The sequence below is a fragment of the Flavobacterium sp. FG139 genome (assembly GCF_057809695.1).
This window is the reverse complement of the sequence record NZ_JBMDKL010000003.1, coordinates 224,821-241,832: the sequence shown is the minus strand read 5'-3', so window position 1 is coordinate 241,832 and position 17,012 is coordinate 224,821. Positions and strand designations below refer to the sequence as shown.

At 33.8% G+C, this 17,012-nt stretch carries 18 protein-coding genes; 8 read left to right on the top strand and 10 right to left on the bottom strand.

The features are described from left to right. The first annotated feature begins 49 nt into the window (after positions 1–49). Positions 50–1,678 carry an XAC2610-related protein gene (locus tag ACODSI_RS04005; protein ID WP_488915557.1) on the top strand — a complete coding sequence of 543 codons (1,629 nt, stop codon included), beginning with the start codon at positions 50–52 and terminating at the stop codon, positions 1,676–1,678. Positions 1,679–1,890: 212 nt separating this feature from the next. Here the strand turns inward: ACODSI_RS04005 and ACODSI_RS04000 are convergent, their stop codons facing one another. The 3 genes from ACODSI_RS04000 to ACODSI_RS03990 all read right to left on the bottom strand — a co-directional run bounded on the left by ACODSI_RS04000 (position 1,891) and on the right by ACODSI_RS03990 (position 5,079). Further along, a complete protein-coding gene (locus ACODSI_RS04000; RefSeq protein WP_488915556.1) occupies positions 1,891–3,303 on the bottom strand; it encodes an FAD-binding oxidoreductase in 1,413 nt (470 codons plus the stop codon). A gap of 45 nt (positions 3,304–3,348) precedes the next feature. Then, positions 3,349–3,987 (bottom strand): peroxiredoxin, encoded by a 639-nt coding sequence (locus ACODSI_RS03995; RefSeq protein WP_488915555.1) that lies wholly within the window; start codon positions 3,985–3,987, stop codon positions 3,349–3,351. A gap of 180 nt (positions 3,988–4,167) precedes the next feature. Then, entirely contained in the window at positions 4,168–5,079 is a 912-nt protein-coding gene (locus tag ACODSI_RS03990) for an AEC family transporter (protein ID WP_488915554.1), read from the bottom strand. Positions 5,080–5,193: 114 nt separating this feature from the next. On the opposite strand from ACODSI_RS03990, the gene ACODSI_RS03985 reads away from it, so the two are divergent. From ACODSI_RS03985 to meaB, 3 genes are all read left to right on the top strand, one after another. Continuing rightward, a complete protein-coding gene (locus tag ACODSI_RS03985) occupies positions 5,194–5,601 on the top strand; it encodes an Rrf2 family transcriptional regulator (protein WP_488915553.1) in 408 nt (135 codons plus the stop codon). A gap of 54 nt (positions 5,602–5,655) precedes the next feature. Beyond that, positions 5,656–6,303 carry an NAD(P)-dependent oxidoreductase gene (locus tag ACODSI_RS03980; RefSeq protein ID WP_488915552.1) on the top strand — a complete coding sequence of 216 codons (648 nt, stop codon included), beginning with the start codon at positions 5,656–5,658 and terminating at the stop codon, positions 6,301–6,303. A 97-nt stretch (positions 6,304–6,400) separates the two neighbouring features. Next, entirely contained in the window at positions 6,401–7,486 is a 1,086-nt protein-coding gene (gene meaB, locus ACODSI_RS03975) for a methylmalonyl Co-A mutase-associated GTPase MeaB (protein WP_488915551.1), read from the top strand. 1 nt (position 7,487) lies between these two features. Here the strand turns inward: meaB and ACODSI_RS03970 are convergent, their stop codons facing one another. The 7 genes from ACODSI_RS03970 to ACODSI_RS03940 all read right to left on the bottom strand — a co-directional run bounded on the left by ACODSI_RS03970 (position 7,488) and on the right by ACODSI_RS03940 (position 14,028). Continuing rightward, positions 7,488–8,642, bottom strand: coding sequence for an FtsX-like permease family protein (locus tag ACODSI_RS03970; RefSeq protein ID WP_488915550.1), 1,155 nt, complete (start codon positions 8,640–8,642; stop codon positions 7,488–7,490). Then, on the bottom strand, positions 8,642–9,292 hold the full coding sequence (locus tag ACODSI_RS03965) for an ATP-binding cassette domain-containing protein (RefSeq protein ID WP_488915549.1): 651 nt from the start codon (positions 9,290–9,292) through the stop codon (positions 8,642–8,644). The genes ACODSI_RS03970 and ACODSI_RS03965 overlap by 1 nt, the downstream gene beginning before the upstream one ends. After that, entirely contained in the window at positions 9,285–10,745 is a 1,461-nt protein-coding gene (locus tag ACODSI_RS03960) for a hypothetical protein (protein ID WP_488915548.1), read from the bottom strand. Before ACODSI_RS03960 ends, ACODSI_RS03965 begins: the two co-directional genes overlap by 8 nt. Positions 10,746–10,834: 89 nt before the next feature. After that, positions 10,835–11,062 (bottom strand): hypothetical protein, encoded by a 228-nt coding sequence (locus ACODSI_RS03955; protein ID WP_488915547.1) that lies wholly within the window; start codon positions 11,060–11,062, stop codon positions 10,835–10,837. 19 nt (positions 11,063–11,081) lie between these two features. Continuing rightward, a complete protein-coding gene (locus ACODSI_RS03950; protein ID WP_488915546.1) occupies positions 11,082–11,660 on the bottom strand; it encodes an NUMOD4 domain-containing protein in 579 nt (192 codons plus the stop codon). Further along, positions 11,644–13,050, bottom strand: a complete 1,407-nt coding sequence (locus ACODSI_RS03945; RefSeq protein ID WP_488915545.1) for an MATE family efflux transporter — start codon at positions 13,048–13,050, stop codon at positions 11,644–11,646. Before ACODSI_RS03945 ends, ACODSI_RS03950 begins: the two co-directional genes overlap by 17 nt. A gap of 105 nt (positions 13,051–13,155) precedes the next feature. Then, positions 13,156–14,028: a PPK2 family polyphosphate kinase gene (locus ACODSI_RS03940; protein WP_488915544.1), complete on the bottom strand. Its 873-nt coding sequence runs from the start codon at positions 14,026–14,028 to the stop codon at positions 13,156–13,158. 143 nt (positions 14,029–14,171) lie between these two features. Between ACODSI_RS03940 and ACODSI_RS03935 the strand changes: the two genes are divergently transcribed. The 4 genes from ACODSI_RS03935 to ACODSI_RS03920 all read left to right on the top strand — a co-directional run bounded on the left by ACODSI_RS03935 (position 14,172) and on the right by ACODSI_RS03920 (position 16,974). Beyond that, entirely contained in the window at positions 14,172–15,005 is an 834-nt protein-coding gene (locus tag ACODSI_RS03935; RefSeq protein WP_488915543.1) for a DUF6929 family protein, read from the top strand. 134 nt (positions 15,006–15,139) lie between these two features. Next, on the top strand, positions 15,140–15,640 hold the full coding sequence (locus ACODSI_RS03930) for an RNA polymerase sigma factor (protein ID WP_488915542.1): 501 nt from the start codon (positions 15,140–15,142) through the stop codon (positions 15,638–15,640). A gap of 3 nt (positions 15,641–15,643) precedes the next feature. Next, positions 15,644–16,552, top strand: a complete 909-nt coding sequence (locus ACODSI_RS03925) for a hypothetical protein (RefSeq protein ID WP_488915541.1) — start codon at positions 15,644–15,646, stop codon at positions 16,550–16,552. Positions 16,553–16,626: 74 nt separating this feature from the next. Further along, positions 16,627–16,974 (top strand): carboxypeptidase-like regulatory domain-containing protein, encoded by a 348-nt coding sequence (locus ACODSI_RS03920; RefSeq protein WP_488915540.1) that lies wholly within the window; start codon positions 16,627–16,629, stop codon positions 16,972–16,974. Positions 16,975–17,012: the final 38 nt, after the last annotated feature.

The following is a 17,012-nucleotide window of genomic DNA, read 5'->3' as shown; positions in this document are numbered from 1 at the left end:
TGTAAAAGCAATTGGGGATTTTTTTATATTTGATTGTAATCAAAATCTTATGAAGCGTTTCCATCAATTCTTACTGATTATTTTTAGCTTCTTATTTGTGGTAGGATGCAAATCGGTTTTTTCTAAACAAGAAAAACAAAGCGAAGCAATTACTGCAAAACCAACGCAAATATCCCAATTTGAATATCTCAAAACAGATTCTGATTCTATTTTAAGCAAAAGGTTTTTAGAGTATAATATCAAACAAAGTAGCTTAGATTCTTCAGGAAATGATTACAACTCGGCAGAAATTTTTTATTCTAAAGATTCGGTTCTAAAGGTAATTAATTTGTACGGAGAATATGTTGGTGCCAATGTTAACCCAACTTCTGAAAGTTATATCATATACAACTGTAAATTATTTGACACTGTAATTTATGGAGAAACCTATCGAATTGATAAAATAGCAGACAATAATTATCTATTTTATACCGATAATTACGATCGTATGGTTAGCAATTTAAAATTGTATGCCGTATCCTTCTTAAACGATTCGATTCAAATTGAAGAAACAACTAAACCCGGCAATCGTCTATTTGATTTCATTACTAATCGAAAAGAAACACCCGAAAATTTCCCGAAAGATATTGCTAATTTATTTCCAACAAACCCAAATCTGAAACCCAACGATACGGCTTCTACTTTTTTTGACGAAAATTATTATCCCGAAGAAGAGTTCACTTCCAAAAACACTAGTGACGTGTTTACACAACTTTTTTACAGAAAAAAGTTTGGCGATCAAATTGAAAAAGTGGCCCAAATACATCATAATGATTCTGTTTCTGAAATTATATTAGCGATGCGAGGTGGCGATTCTGATTCGTATACCATGAGTTCTGAGTTTATAAACGATTCTATTTTTGTACAAACATTGGTCAATCAAGAAACCATTAAAGATGAAACCAATTTAATGGCCTATGCTTTTGATTCTATCATTACCAAATACAGATACACTAATTCTTTTGAATTGGATACCCTAAATAAAGACACTTTTAAATACGAAAAAGAGTATTTTAAACGATACAATAAGCCGGTCGAAAATCATATTTTTTACAGCAAACCATTCCAAATAAATGGGCTGGATTGTTATTGGAAAACCAGCATTGAAACAATTTTTGAAGAGGATGGAAAGCCACTTCAAGCTCAAAACATCTCTAGATTTTTGATCAATTCTACCACTAAAAAGCCCATATTAGGTCCAATAACCGATATGATTGTTCATAATGAAACTGTTTTTTTTGATCCATTATTAGATAATTTTAAAGATTATAATTTTGATGGAAATTTAGATTTTTCAATATATAATTCCCTAAGTTCTGGAGGTAGCCATGCCTTCTATGACAACTATATTTTCAATGCAAAAACCAAAAAATTTGATTACGACAAAAAATCGTCGGGTGCCGAAATAACTGTGGATGAAAAGCATAAAACCGTTTCTTTATATTTTAACATGGGAAGAACGTTTCATGAAGAAAAAATTATCTATTATTCTAAAAATGGAAAAGAATTGTTCACAGAAAGTTTTATTGAAGAAGAAGTTAAAGAGCCGAAATCGGACAACTATTACATTAAAAAAACGTACCTAAAAACTATAGCAAGCAGAGTAATCCTGAAACGTATTACTAAAGAAGAAAATTAGCATCAATTAAATGAGATAATTTCATTACATTTACCTAATGCAACCATAAAAACCACTATCATGGCAAAAAGTCAAGACGCTAAAAAAACCGTTAAAAAAGAGCCTTTAAAAACGGCAAAAGAAAAGAAAGAAGAAAAAAGAATTAAGAAAAACACACCAAAAAGAGATTAATAAAAAATCCTTAACTCAATCAATCGTTAAGGATTTTTTATTTATAATGCGTCCGGGAAAATCTTGCCTGGATTTAGTATGTTATTCGGATCAAAAACATATTTAATCCGTTCCATCAACTCTAAATGTACTTTAGAAAAAGCGATATCCATATAGTTCTTTTGAACAAAACCAATACCGTGTTCGCCCGAAAGTGTTCCTTTTAACGCTACCGTTAATTCAAAAATTTCGCGAATTCCTTTAGGCACTTCGGTTATCCAATTCTCATCGGTCATGTCACCTTTAATGATATTTACATGCAAATTACCATCGCCTGCGTGACCATAACAAACCGATTTGAATCCATATTTAGCCCCTGTTTTCTTGATTCCATGTAATAATTCTGGAAGCATGTATCGTGGCACAACAGTATCTTCTTCTTTGTAAATCGAATTCGATTTTACGGCTTCTGCCACCGATCGGCGCATTTTCCATAAGGCATTTTTTTGATCTTCAGTATCCGCAAAAAGCACTTCATCAATTTCAAATTGTTCAATAACGGTCATAATTTTTTCAGCTTCTTGCATTAAAATCTCAGGATAATTTCCATCTACTTCAATCAACAAATGCGCTTCAATGGCATCGTGAACTTGAACATTCAAACCGTCTACAAACTTCAAAGTCCAATCAATGGCATCACGTTCCATAAACTCTAAAGCGCTCGGCACAATTCCAGCTCTAAAAATTGCTGAAACCGCTTCACAAGCCTGACTTGCTTTGTAAAAAGGCACTAACATCAATACGTTATGTGCATTTTTTGGAAGCAATTTTAAAACTATTTTAGTAATGACACCTAATGTTCCTTCACTTCCCACCATCAATTGTGTCAAATTATAGCCTGTCGAATTTTTAAGTGTATTAGCTCCAGTCCAAATGATTTCACCATCAGGAAGAACGACTTCTAAATTCAACACATAATCTTTGGAAACACCATATTTAACCGCACGTGCTCCACCTGAATTTTCGGCAACGTTGCCTCCTATCCAACAACTACCCTGACTACTTGGATCCACCGGATAAAACAATCCTTTTTCAGAAACTGCTTCACGCAAAACTTGTGTAATCACAGCTGGTTCAACAATTACTTGTAGATTTTGCTCGTCAATTTCGATTATTTTATTGAGGCGTTCCATAGAAAGTCCGATGCCTTCATAAATACTCAAAGCACCACCACTCAAACCCGTTCTAGCCCCAATGGGTGTCGTTGGAATTTTATAGGTATTGGCTACTTTTAAAATCTCAGAAATTTCTTGAGTATTGGCCGGTTTTACCACAACACTCGGTGGAAAAACATAATCTTCGGTTTCATCATGCCCATAATGATTACGGGTTTCTTGATCTAGAAATAAAAACGATTGTCCTACTATTTTCTCTAGTTGGGCAATCGCTTCTTGTGGTATTTGAAATTGTGACATGGTTATTGAAAATAGAATTACTACTATAACTATGTTTCAAAAATACTATTTATTTGGTTGCGGTGTCATTCTTAAATAATATTTTATTCTGTTGAATCCTTTCGGAAATTTCGATTCGATTTCTTCGTCTTTTATAGCTGGTGCTATGACAACATCATCTCCGTCTTTCCAATTGGCTGGAGTGGCAACACTATAATTGGCCGTTAATTGCAAACTGTCAATGACACGCAATAATTCATCAAAATTTCTTCCTGTCGAAGCTGGATAAGTCAGTATCAACTTTACTTTTTTATCAGGCCCGACAATGAAAACCGAGCGTACTGTGAACGTTTCATTCGCATTGGGATGAATCATGTCATACAAATTAGCAACCACTTTGTTTTCATCCGCAATTATGGGATACTCCAAAGTTACCTTTTGAGTTTCTTCAATATCTTTAATCCAATTTAAATGGGAAGCCAAACTATCAACACTTAAGGCTAAAACTTTGACATTTCTCTTGGTGAATTCGGGTAAATAATTGGCTACAGTGCCTAACTCGGTAGTACAAACAGGAGTAAAATCGGCTGGATGCGAAAACAAAACACCCCAAGAATCTCCTAAATAATCATAAAAATTAAGTGCGCCTTTAGTAGTTTCTGCGTCAAAATTTGGAGCTAAATCTCCTAATCGTAATGTGGCCATAATGAATAATTTTAAATAATAATGAACTTAAAATTATCAAATCAACCTTATGTACACTCCCTAAACAACGTTAAAATTGATACAAAAATATCCGATTTTGGAATTTGACAAAAAACAACCTCTAAAAATACTAGAAGTTTATTTTTTTATAAAATAAATGGTCAATTAATCAATTAGGTCTTAAAGCGATTGTAAAATAAAATACCAAATAGCAGTAGTTAGTAAGGAAAGTGGAATGCCTACTCCAACCATCATGCTACTCAATTTAGGTTTTAATCCATAAGTACTGGCAACAATGGCGCCTGTAATCATTGGTGCCATAGCAGCTTCCATAATGGAAACTTTACTGTCAAGTCCGTTTTGTTTCAATATAAAATGATAAAACAATAAGAAAAAAGCTGGCATCAACAACAATTTAAAAAACAGCCCTAACGTTAAAAACCTCCAATGTTTACTTCGTGTATCAATTTTTAGTTGCAACCCCACAGCTACTAAGGCAACTGGACTAACCGTATTTCCTATTTTAAGAAAAGTATTTTGTAAAGCTGATGGAAATTCAAATGAAAAAGCGGTGCACAATAGAGCAATAAAAAAAGCAATAAAAGGTGGAAACTTGATTATTTTCAATATAATTTCTGAGGGACTTAAATTGCCTCTTGAAAAACTGGCCGCAACCAATATTCCTAATGTAGTTACCACCACAAACGAACCCGGTTGATCTACAATAATAGCGGTTTTTAATCCTTCAGGTCCATACAAAGCTTCTATAATAGGAAAACCTACAAAAGAGGTATTTCCCAATCCACCAGTCAAAATTAAACAACCTATTAATTTTTTAGACCACTTGAAATAGGTTCCTAAGGTATAAAAAAAGATAAAAGACAAGCCAAATCCTAGCCAAGCAACGCCCAACGGATAAAGCAATGAAAGTGATAATGTGATTTTTGGAATGTAATACAATGCCAAAGCGGGTAACGAAACATAAATCACAAACTGATTTAAACTTTGGTGTGCATTCGATGGAAACTGCTTTACTCTTTGTAGTAAAACACCTAATAGTAGACACAGAAATAAAAGAATAATATTTTCCATACAGTAACTTATGGTCACAAAAGTACCGTTATATTTTTTTAGTTGAAATTATTTATACTTTTTCAATCAAATTATAAAAAAACTATTTATATTTGTAACATATTTTATTACAGTATGATTTCTGGCAAATTTGCAATTACAACACACATTCTAACCTTACTTACAAAATTTCCAGGCGAGTATTTGTCTTCTGAATTTATTGCCAGTAGCTTGAACTTGCATCCGGTTTTGGTAAGAAAAGAAATTGCAAATTTGAAGAAATACACTATTGTAGAAAGTAAAGAAGGGAAAAATGGAGGAACACGATTGCTTAAATCGGCTTCGGAAATTTCGTTAAATGATATATTCAAATTAACTTTTGAAGAAGTTAATTTAGGGTATTCTAAAAACGAACCCAATCCAAAATGCCCTGTAGGAAAACAAATTAATGCCAATTTAAACACCGTGTATCAAAACATTAACGCCACTATTAGCAATCAATTGAAGCAAATAACTTTGGAACAATTCGCTGATAAATTTTAACCTTTTTTTTAAATTAAACTGTAACATTTTTTATTACTTATAAATAACTATACTATGAAAATTGCCATTATCGGTGCCACTGGATTTGTAGGCACAAACATTTTAAACGAACTATCAAGTCGCAATCACAACATTACTGCGATTGCCAGAAACCCAAAAGACGAAGGAAAAACAAACGTAAATTGGGTCAAAGCAGACATTAACAACACCAATGAGTTATCCAAAATATTGGCGAATCACGATGTTGTAGTTAGTGCGTTCAATCCAGGTTGGACTAATCCTAACATTTATGAAGATTTTTTATCAGGTGCTAAAAAAATTCAAGAAGCTGTTAAATTATCGGGAGTAACAAGATACATAACTATTGGTGGTGCGGGAAGTTTATTTGTAGCACCAAATCTACAAGCCGTTGATACACCTGATTTTCCAAAAGAAATTTACCCTGGAGCAGCTGCAGCAAGAGATTATCTCAACATCATTAAAGAAGAAAAAGAATTGGATTGGGCCTTTTTTAGTCCGGCTTTTGAAATGCATCAAGGCATTACAACTGGTAGAACAGGCAACTATCGTTTAGGTTTGGAAAATCCTGTTTTTGATGAAAATCAGAGAAGTATTTTATCGGGTGAAGATTTGGCAGTTGTGATTGCCGATGAAGTTGAACATCCAAAACACCATCAAGTGCGATTTACAGCCGCATACTAATTAAAGAACTATATTTTAGTAATGTTCAGTATTCCAACAAAAAGAGTTGTGGAATACTGAACATTTTTATTTAATTTTACTACATCAAATTTTAAAAGTGAAACCAATTAAGCTAACTAAATCTGCTCTTAAAGAAAAAGACGGTATCGAACAACCCGAAACGTTTAGCAAAACTTCTGTGGAAACTATCATTCACAAAAGAAAAGTGCAACCTTCTGCAAACGAACTAATTAATGGAATTATACACCATGATAAAGTCGCTTTAAGCCGATCGATAACCTTAGTTGAAAGTACTAATCCCGAACATCTTGAAAAAGCCAATACCATTATTCAAGCGTGTTTACCTTATGCCAATAAATCCGTTCGAATCGGAATAACCGGCGTTCCTGGTGTTGGAAAAAGTACCTTTATTGAAGCTTTTGGAAAACACCTCACTTCATTAGGAAAAAAAGTAGCGGTTTTAGCGGTCGATCCGAGTAGTACCATTTCTCACGGCAGTATTTTGGGGGATAAAACCCGAATGGAAGAATTGGTTAAAGACGAAAATGCCTTTATTCGTCCGAGTGCTTCTGGAGAAACCCTTGGCGGTGTGGCTCGAAAAACGCGAGAAACCATTATTTTATGTGAAGCCGCAGGATTTGATACTATTATTATTGAAACCGTTGGTGTGGGCCAAAGCGAAACTGCCGTTCACAGCATGGTGGATTTCTTTTTATTATTGAAAATTTCGGGAGCTGGCGATGAATTGCAAGGCATCAAACGCGGAATTATGGAAATGGCCGATGCGATTGTAATAAACAAAGCAGATGGTGATAATATCAATAAAGCGAAATTAGCCAAAACCGAATTTAACAGAGCCTTACACCTGTTTCCTGCAAAAAAAAGTGGTTGGATTCCTACCGCGGCCACTTGTAGCTCGTATACCAAAGAAGGCATTAATGAGGTTTGGACTACCATTTCGGATTATTTTGAATTGGTAAAAAGCAACCATTATTTTGAACAAAAACGCCAAGATCAAAACCAATTTTGGATGATGGAAACCATTAACGAACAATTGAAAAACAACTTTTACAACCATCCTGAAATTATAAAGCTATTGGAAACCAACAAAAAAGCCGTGCAAAATGATGAAATATCACCTTTTGCAGCGGCTATGAATTTGTTGAATACTTATTTTAAATAACTTAAAACTTCCAAGATTTTATCAGCCAATGATAAATTAATCGATTGACTACAACGTAAATTACAACTGGTATAATTACAATTAAAGTCCAAAGATAATAGCTTATAAACTGTGGTAACATGCCGTTAGAAACCTGTGAAAGACTTAAGTAGTATTGACATACCGACAATAATATCAAACAAAACAAAATTACAATTCCGATTCTAATACTGAAAAAACGACTGATTTTCCGAACCATTTGTTTGGGTGAATACCCTAATAAATATTTGATAGAAACTTCTTCTTGTTGCTCTAGGAACTGCATTTTAATTGAATTTATAATCATAAAAATGCACAATAAGAAAATGAATATTCCAATTAAAGCAATCGTTCTTAAAACCAGAAACAATTTGCCTTTAATTTTGGCCGATCGCAACGATTCTTGATTGGATTCGTAGCCTTTTTTATTCATTTTAGCAATCAAATCTTGATCGTTGGCATCATTAACTTTGACCAACACACGTGTAAAAATAGTTTGGTTTGTTAGCGCAGTTGCCTGAGTAGCATTGATAGAATCTAAAAACTTTTTAGGCACTAAAACCGAGTGAATTCTATCCGATAATCCCATTAATTTTCCTCTAAACTTAAGGTTTTTATCTTTTAATGTCAGATTGATATTTACTTCTATTTTTTTGGCAAACTCTTCAGTAATTTGAGGTAAACCTTGATTTAGAGCGAATCCGTAGTTATATAAATTCAAATATTCTCTCGAAATAATGATAGGAATGGTATTGTCTTTAACCTGAAAATCTTCCAAGTTATTGATATCAATAGCAGCGTCATCCACCGCTTCAAGATACATATCGGTATAAAACGGAATGAAGTTTCCGCCGTCTGCCGAAACTCTAAAATCGTTTGAAACAATAGGATAAACGTCTTTTACTTCGTTCCATTTTTTTAAATCTTCTACATCTTTTGGATTGAATCCTAGCAATTCTTTTCGACCTATATTATCGGGTGTAATGGTTTTAGATAGTGTTATCCAATAATTAGAGTCGCTACTTTTTTTCCCGAAAAGAAAGTTGGCATTGGTATACAACTGGATGCAACCCAACACCAACACAAAAGCCAAAAACAATCCTAAATAAAGGAACAGTGATTTTGTTATATTCTTCATTATAGGTTTAGGATATTACATTGGTGAGCGAATGGAAAATCGTTTAATTCGAAAAAAAGTACTGCACTACCCTTTTCAGAAGCTACTGTTTTGATGAGATTGAATGCTGTTTTTTTATTTTCCAAATCCAAATGACTGAAACATTCATCGTAGATCAAAAAATCGGCCGGATTGATTAGGCTTCGTAAGATTGCCGAACGTTGTCGTTCTCCATACGAACAGTTTTTTGCCTTTTTATCCAACAATGAAGTAATGCCTAAAATTTGGGCATACGATTGAATTTTACCATCAATATCGGCATTCTTTTTACCAAAAGTGCGCAACATGATATTTTCACGAATGGTCAAATCGGTAATCAATCGCACGTCTTGAAAAAGCAATTGAATTTCTGTTTTTCGAAACCCCACAATATTCTCTATCGGTTGCGTTTTCAGATCGATTTCATTGTATGATATAGTGCCGTCATATTGAAAATGATTTCCCAACATAGCCGTAGCCAATGTAGATTTTCCACTTCCAGAAGGCGCAATAATTAAGTAATGATTGCCCTTCTCGAAAGTAGTTTTTTGGTTCCAAATGGTCGATGTAGTCCCGACAGTATTTGGGGTAAAATATTTTGGTAAAACCTTATTTAAATGAATACTATTCATATCCCATTAAGTAATGAATACTATTTTTCTTTTTCTTATCGATGCTTATTGTGGTTTGAGTAGCGAAATTTCCGTTTTTAACAGTAGACGTTGACACAACATCTTCAAATTTGAATTTGGCTTGTTTCACTCTAGAATACATTAGGTTAAAATCGTCACCACTAGTCCAAGAATACCCGTTTACATCCGACTTTTTAGTAAGTTTTGTGTTGGCTGCTTTTTTATTTGCTTGCAATAATTTCAATTTATTTCCGTCACTTGCAAATGCTATAATATTATTATTGTTAAAAATGTTGCCCATGCTTGACAACATATTGTCTTGGTGAAGTAAATCTACAATTTTTTTGGCTTTTCCTCCGTTGATTCCAAGTGCAAAAAGGGTATTTGGACGCTCGTATGGGCCAAACATTTCATCTTCTACAACTATACTGTCTTTGTAACTTACAAAAGCATAATCACCATTTAAAGCGTCTACTACTTCTGCAAAAGTCAAATCTCTGTCCTCTAAAAAATGATTTATAGATGCTTCAAAACCAGCTTCTTTGACAAAATATTTAACAAACTCAAAACTCATATAACCAACCCCATACGATTTTGCATTATCAACATCGATACTGTTTAAAATATCAAAATTGGCATCTTTGCCTTCGTAATGTTTTTCAACTAATTTTTTTAAATCGTCGTTAAAATAAGAGTTTGTATTGGCTACAAATTTACCTTCTTCAAAATTAAAATTTACCGAAAACCCAGCGTTAATAAGCAATTTATTCACTGCTAAAGTTTCGATGTATCCTTTAGAAGCAGCCGAAATAACTCCGTGAAGATTGACCCAAGCACTCAAATCCGATTTTTTATCAAGAGCCGTATTAATTTGATCCGTTATGTTGTCATCAATGTTAGATTTACGATTCCAAAACGATTTGTAGAATGTTTCTTCTACTTTACCATCAGACGAACCAGAATACGAATAATTGCCATAAGTTGACATTCTTGAAATAACAATCATATCATCATGTATACTTCCAATGATGTTTCCATCAGCATATACAAGGCTTTTGTCTTTATCTAATGTTATTTTTTTGTCGGATATTTTTGAGAAATTTTCTTCAAATTTTTTATCATCATCCAAGGTGATTAGAAAAGAAAAAACGTAATTTCCTTTGTCTTCATCTACAATAACATACAATGGTTTGCTAATATCAATACCATTGTTTTCGGCATTCATGAATAACTTAAACTTTTCTTTTTCACTTTTCGACATACGACTAATCGTTGTGTCTTTTGAAATTTGATCTTTAGGCAACTTAGCATTAAATTGAGCTAAGTTGATTCTTGAAATTGCTAATGTTTTGTCAGTAGTAAACTTCAGAATAGTATCATTATCATTTCCACTACAAGAAGTCAATAATGTTACTGATAATAAAAAAAGGCATAGATGGCAAATTTTTCTCATATTATAATAGTTTTGATTTTCCTACAAACATAATTTTTTTTGTAGAAAAAACAACATACTACCCTATATAATTCTGAGTAAATTTAAAATTATTCTTCGTAGGCTTCCATCTCCTTATCGTAGAATTCTCCGGCAAGTATAATTAAATGTTCCATTTCAGATTCCAATTCGGTTTCGTCTTCACCTTCCAAATCTTCTAAAAATTCGACTTCATCATCTTTTAAGTTGATGATGAAACGAGGAAAATCTAGGTGAATAACAAAAATATCTTCAGGAAAATCGGAGTTGTCTGCCAATACAAATTTTGGTAATTGCATAATAGGATTTTGAAATTATTTATATTTTAATGTGTCCCCAATTCTCACCTGTTCGAATACGGTATAATTGTTGGGTTGTAATATTAAATTGCTTAGCAATCATTACCAAACGTGTTTTATTATCTTTTCTTTCAAGCATTTTTTTGATGCGAATCACTTGAGTGGAAGTTAGCTTTCGACCGTCTGCTTTCTTGTTAAATTCGATGGTTTTCAATTTGCCAGCAATTACGGCCGGATTTTTACATTGAAACTCGACTTGCTCTTTGCGTGTGGCCCATCTCAGGTTTTCTACTACATCATTGGTTTTGTTGTAATCTAAATGCAAAACCATAGTGCGCTCTGGGTTATCATTTGGTATAAAGAGTTCGGCTACTAATTTGTAAATCAAAAGCGACTTGCTTTTTCTGACACCATTTACCATCATGATGTAACTAAAAACTCTAAAGCCTTCAACCATGCCTCCTTTAAGCTCCGTTCCATCTAGGAAATCTTCAGTATAACTGATAATTCTTCCTTGATTAGAAACAGCATATTTAAATTTTAAAGGATAATCAATCTTAATTTGTCTAAACTCCTCTCCTCTATATAATTTTATCATCTGGGGTTATTTTTAAACTGTCTTTCAAAAGTAATGTTTTTGTCAAAAAATGAAAACGAATATACAAAAAAATTGCAGCAGCGGTTAATCCGGCTAACAATCCAATCCATACACCAACTGCTTTTAAATCAGTATATTTACCTAAGTAATACGATATTGGAAAACCAATTATCCAATAGGCCACAAAAGTAATATACATAGGAATTTTCACATCTTGAAGTCCGCGTAAGGCTCCTAAAACGACCACTTGAATTCCGTCAGAAATTTGAAATACAGCTGCTACTATAAGTAATTTGGCCGCAATAACTACAACTTCTTGATTGTCGATCAACTGATTCGCATCGCCCATATCTAAAAACAACGGTGGCACAATTTGATGAAAAATCACAAACAATAAGGCAAATACAATTTCAATCAGTATGGCTAATAAAAAAATAGAGCGAGCAATAACAACCAACTTCTTATAATCTTGCAAACCCTTTTGATTACTCACTCGAATCATCGAAACAACGCTCAATCCCATGGCAAACATAAACGTCATAGAAGCCAAACTCAGTGCTATTTGATTGGCGGCTTGGCTGGTTTTTCCGATGTTACCGCAAAGCCAAATTCCGGCAGTAAACAAAACCACTTCAAACAACATTTGCAATGCCGAAGGTACGCCTAAATTGACAATTTTAGCAATAGTTTCTTTTTTTATTTCGTCAAAACTAAAATTGTGAAAATACTGTTTCAACTGTTCTTGTTTTGATAAAATAACATGCATAAAAACCACCATGGCAATTCTAGAAATAACGGTTCCTAATGCCGCGCCGAGAATTCCCATTTTAGGAAAAATCCAAACGCCATAAATCAAACAATAATTGATGATTACGTGAACAATATTCGCCATAACAATAGCATACATAGAGTATTTAGTCATAGAAAGACCGTCGGCAAATTGCTTATATCCTTGATAAATTATCAACGGAACCAACGAAAATCCAACCCAATCCAAATAGGGTTTGGCTAAAACAATAACTTCCTCGGGTTGGTGTAGCAATTCCATTAATGGTTTTCCCAAAACAATCAACCCAAAAAGTGTAAATCCGAGAATCACACACAAAAACAATCCGTTATGAAATGCCAATCGAATTTTGCTAGTATCTTTCTCCGCATCGGCTTCACCTACAATGGGTGTTATGGCTGTAGAAAATCCAATTCCAAGTGACAACGCAATAAAGATCATACTGTTACCCAACGAAACTGCGGCTAATTCGGTAGAACCTAATTTACCCACCATAATATTATCTACAATTCCAATCAAGGTGTGACCAAGCATACCCAAAATTACTGGATAAGCCAATTGCATATTGTATCGAAATTCTTTGGTGTATTGGGATAAATTCACGTTACTTTTTTGAATGGGCAAAAATAGGGAATTCAATGGCAAAATTCAATATCAATTGCAAAACTCCATAAATTAAAAGATAATCTCATTTAATTTTTGCTATTGTTATTGCAATTGATTTTTGTAAGTTTCAATATTTGCTTTCACTTTCGGATCCAACTCGGGTTCTTTTATATCGGTTAGTTTTTGCATTGCTTCCCAAATAATTTTGGCAACAATATAACGTGACATTTCTTTATCGTCGGCCGGAATAACATACCAAGGTGCATGAGCTTTAGACGTTTTATTAATAGCCTCTTCATAATACTTCATGTATTCGTCCCAATGCTCGCGCTCTTTCAAATCACCTAACGAAAATTTCCAGTTGTCTTCTGCATTTTCCAATCGGTTCAGCAAGCGTTTTCTTTGCTCCTCTTTGCTTAAATGCATGTAAAATTTCAAGACTATGGTTCCGTTTTGTGCTATATGTTTTTCAAAATGATTGATACTTTCAAATCGATCTTCCCAAAACGCTTCGGTGATGTCTTCTACTTTGTTAATGCCTGGTAAATTTTCAAACAAAATGTATTCGGGATGCACTCTCGTAACCAATACGTTTTCATAATGCGTTCGATTGAATACCGAAAATTTCCCTTTTTCGGGCAACGCCACATAATGACGCCACAAAAAATCGTGTTCCAACTCGTGTGCTGATGGTGTTTTAAAACTTTCAACCACAACGCCTCGCGGATTGAATTCTTTAAAAACTTCCCGAATCAAACTGTCTTTTCCACTGGTATCCATGCCTTGCAAACAAATTAAAAAAGCATATTTGTTGTGGGCATACATCGCGTCTTGCTTTTTGCTCAACTTGCGTTGCACCTTTAATAATTTTTCTTTTTTGGTCTCATCATCAACGTTCAACGCTAATTGAGTAGGAATTTTAGACAATTCGATGCCTTCAACAACTTTAAAATCATCCGGATTAATTGATTTCATAACAAATTCATTTATATGAGTAAAAATAGTATTTTTGAGGAGCTAATCCAGCTATTCGTTGCAATCTTTTCTTTTTTAAAGAAAAAAAGAAAAGGATTTCCACTGCTATCTGGGCTAATACTATAATCTTGACACGCCTTTTCATGGAAAAAATTCAACTTTCACTACTTTTTAAAATTATCGGACTGGGTTCGGCTTCTGGTTTGGTATACCACAACAATACCATTTTAGCCATTGGTGATAACAGTACCTATTTATATGAATACCACATGGACGCTAAGCAATTGGACCGACATCCTTTGACTGAAAATCCGCAAGAAAATGTGGCTAAAATCAGCAAACCCGATTTTGAAGCCCTAACGCAATTCAAAGATAGTATTTACATTTTTGGTTCTGGTTCTACCGAAAAAAGAAACACCATGCTACAAGTAAATGCCACTTCAAAAAAAGTCATTTCTAAAAATGATTTATCCGATTTGTACCTTTCTATGCAATCTTTTGGCGAAATAAAACCCGAAGACTTCAATTTGGAAGGCGCTATTTATAATGGCGAAAGCTGGTTCTTTTTCAATCGTGGCAACGGTAAATCCAACAAAAATGTAATTTTTACTGTAGATGCAAAAAATTTAACTACCGAATTCCGAATCTTATCCAACATCTACAAACTACCTAAAATTAAAGGAATTCGCACCAGTTTTACGGATGGTATTTTGGTTAATGACAAAATCTATTTCTTAGCCACTGCCGAAAATACCGAGTCTACTTATGATGACGGAGAAGTTTTGGGAAGCGTTATTGGCCGAATCGACTTAAAAACCATGAAACTCGATTTTACAGAGAAAATAAGTGATTCACATAAATTTGAAGGACTGACCGTTTTTGAAGAAACAACCGACTCCATCACATTTTTACTCTGTGAAGATGCGGATACCGAAATTTTAGAATCTACTATTTACAAATTAATTTTAAAAAAATAGCTTTAAAATCAATGGGTTACAATAAAAAATAAAAACTTTTTTAAAAACGTCCCAACCTTTTTGATCTAAATGCGCTCTTTACAATAAAGACCTTACTTGTGATAAACGAACAAATACTAATAGCGTGTAGAAAGATGCAGCGAGATGCGCAAAGGCAAGTGTATGAATACATGGCGCCAAAGTTGTATCGCACCTGCAAACGCTATCTAAAAAAAGAAGAAGAAATAGAAGAAGTATTGGCCGATGCATTTTATACCATTTTCACCAAAATGGAACAATTAAAAGAACTTGGTGCTTTTGAAGCTTGGGCTAGAAAAATTACGGTAAATCAATGCCTTCATCAATTGAAACGCAATGTCAATTTCAATATTTATTTGGAAGATACCAAATTACAACTGCAACCTGAGAGTTTGCCAGAAACCCATTTGGAAGAAGAAGATTTACTGAATTTGCTCAATTTTATTCCGGAAGGGTGCAAAACAATTTTTAATCTTTTTGTGATTGAAGGATATGGCCATAAAGAAATAGCCAGCATGCTTCAAATATCAGAAGGAACCTCTAAATCACAGTTGAATGTGGCTAAAACCAAATTGAAAGAATTAGTCAACAATCATTATTATCAAAAAGTACAATAAGTCATGGACAATCAAGATACTTTATTTAACAAAATCAAATCTGCCGCAGAAAACGCAGAAACCAAGGAATTTCCGGGAATGGAAAAAGTTTGGTCGCGCCTCGATGCTAAATTGGATACTAAAATTGAAAACAAGAACAATGCTAAATGGAAAGTATTGTTGGCAGCCGCTGCTGTTGTAGTTGTGCTTTCTATTGGATATCAGTTTTTAAAAACAAATGAAAAAGTTGAAAATCAGCCAAACAACGTAGTAAATTCAAGTCCTGAGAAACAATTAATCACGCCAAAACTTCTTCAAGACACTACCGCAATTGTGAATGCTAATCCGATTATTAAAAAAGACGTCGACAGCATATTATCTAAAACAATAACCAATAATACTGCTGTTGGAGCAACAGACCGTGACGCAGAAATCGTTTATGACAAATTAGAAGAAAACACACCAAGTATTATATCCAACAAGAGTTATAACAATACAGCTTCCGCTAGTAATTCAGGTGCTCTACTAACGGGTAGAAAATTTAATTCCAGAGGTGTTGTACAAGAAGATGCCAATAGAATTGGATATTCGGTAACGGTAAAAGACTTTAAAGAAGCCGATAAAAAACTAGAACCCTTAACGGTAGTTGACGGTGAAGTATACAAAAAAGAACTTTCTAATCTTGATAACGAAGAAGTTGATTCTATCTTAGAACTGCCAAATCCGTTGTACATTATCAACGGCGCATATTACACCGAACAAGAATTATTTGGTCCTAATCCTACCAGTCCGTATTCGCCTTTAAACAAACAAAAAATTGAAACCATTTCCATTATTCAACCCGAAAAAGCAGCAACTATCTATGGCGAAAAAGGCAAGAATGGCGTTGTAATTATTGCGACCAAAGACGGAAAGCCTTTCGAGAAAAAATAATAATTTCTTTACTAACAAATTAAAAAAAAAACATCACAATGAAAAGTATCCAACTTATTTCATTAGCCCTAACTATGCTTATAGGTTACGTGTCATTTGGCCAAGAGAAAACCATCTCGGGTATCGTGAGTGAAGGTCAACAACCTTTGCCAGGAGCTTCAGTTTTAATAAAGAATTCTAAAAAAGGAATTCAAACAGATCTTGATGGCAAGTACCTTCTAAAAGTAAATGCGAAAGACACACTTGTTATTAGTTATGTAGGAATGAAAACACAAGAGATTGTGGTAGGAAACCAAACCACAATTGATGTAAAATTACTTGAAGATATAAAACTCGAAGAAACACTTCCATATACTCCACATCCCAGAAAAAATATAGAACGCGGCACTGTAATCACTAAAGAACAGTTAGAAAAACCGTAGTTACAACAGCATTTCACATTTCGTTTAACCTTAATTTT

Excerpts from the sequence above, each read along its gene's own strand:
- ACODSI_RS04005 (WP_488915557.1), top strand. The coding sequence starts at position 50 with ATGAAGCGTTTCCATCAATTCTTACTGATTATTTTTAGCTTCTTATTT.
- ACODSI_RS04000 (WP_488915556.1), bottom strand. The coding sequence starts at position 3,303 with ATGTCACAATTTCAAATACCACAAGAAGCGATTGCCCAACTAGAGAAA.
- ACODSI_RS03995 (WP_488915555.1), bottom strand. The coding sequence starts at position 3,987 with ATGGCCACATTACGATTAGGAGATTTAGCTCCAAATTTTGACGCAGAA.
- ACODSI_RS03990 (WP_488915554.1), bottom strand. The coding sequence starts at position 5,079 with ATGGAAAATATTATTCTTTTATTTCTGTGTCTACTATTAGGTGTTTTA.
- ACODSI_RS03985 (WP_488915553.1), top strand. The coding sequence starts at position 5,194 with ATGATTTCTGGCAAATTTGCAATTACAACACACATTCTAACCTTACTT.
- ACODSI_RS03980 (WP_488915552.1), top strand. The coding sequence starts at position 5,656 with ATGAAAATTGCCATTATCGGTGCCACTGGATTTGTAGGCACAAACATT.
- ACODSI_RS03970 (WP_488915550.1), bottom strand. The coding sequence starts at position 8,642 with ATGAAGAATATAACAAAATCACTGTTCCTTTATTTAGGATTGTTTTTG.
- ACODSI_RS03965 (WP_488915549.1), bottom strand. The coding sequence starts at position 9,292 with ATGAATAGTATTCATTTAAATAAGGTTTTACCAAAATATTTTACCCCA.
- ACODSI_RS03960 (WP_488915548.1), bottom strand. The coding sequence starts at position 10,745 with ATGAGAAAAATTTGCCATCTATGCCTTTTTTTATTATCAGTAACATTA.
- ACODSI_RS03955 (WP_488915547.1), bottom strand. The coding sequence starts at position 11,062 with ATGCAATTACCAAAATTTGTATTGGCAGACAACTCCGATTTTCCTGAA.
- ACODSI_RS03950 (WP_488915546.1), bottom strand. The coding sequence starts at position 11,660 with ATGATAAAATTATATAGAGGAGAGGAGTTTAGACAAATTAAGATTGAT.
- ACODSI_RS03940 (WP_488915544.1), bottom strand. The coding sequence starts at position 14,028 with ATGAAATCAATTAATCCGGATGATTTTAAAGTTGTTGAAGGCATCGAA.
- ACODSI_RS03935 (WP_488915543.1), top strand. The coding sequence starts at position 14,172 with ATGGAAAAAATTCAACTTTCACTACTTTTTAAAATTATCGGACTGGGT.
- ACODSI_RS03930 (WP_488915542.1), top strand. The coding sequence starts at position 15,140 with ATGCAGCGAGATGCGCAAAGGCAAGTGTATGAATACATGGCGCCAAAG.
- ACODSI_RS03925 (WP_488915541.1), top strand. The coding sequence starts at position 15,644 with ATGGACAATCAAGATACTTTATTTAACAAAATCAAATCTGCCGCAGAA.
- ACODSI_RS03920 (WP_488915540.1), top strand. The coding sequence starts at position 16,627 with ATGCTTATAGGTTACGTGTCATTTGGCCAAGAGAAAACCATCTCGGGT.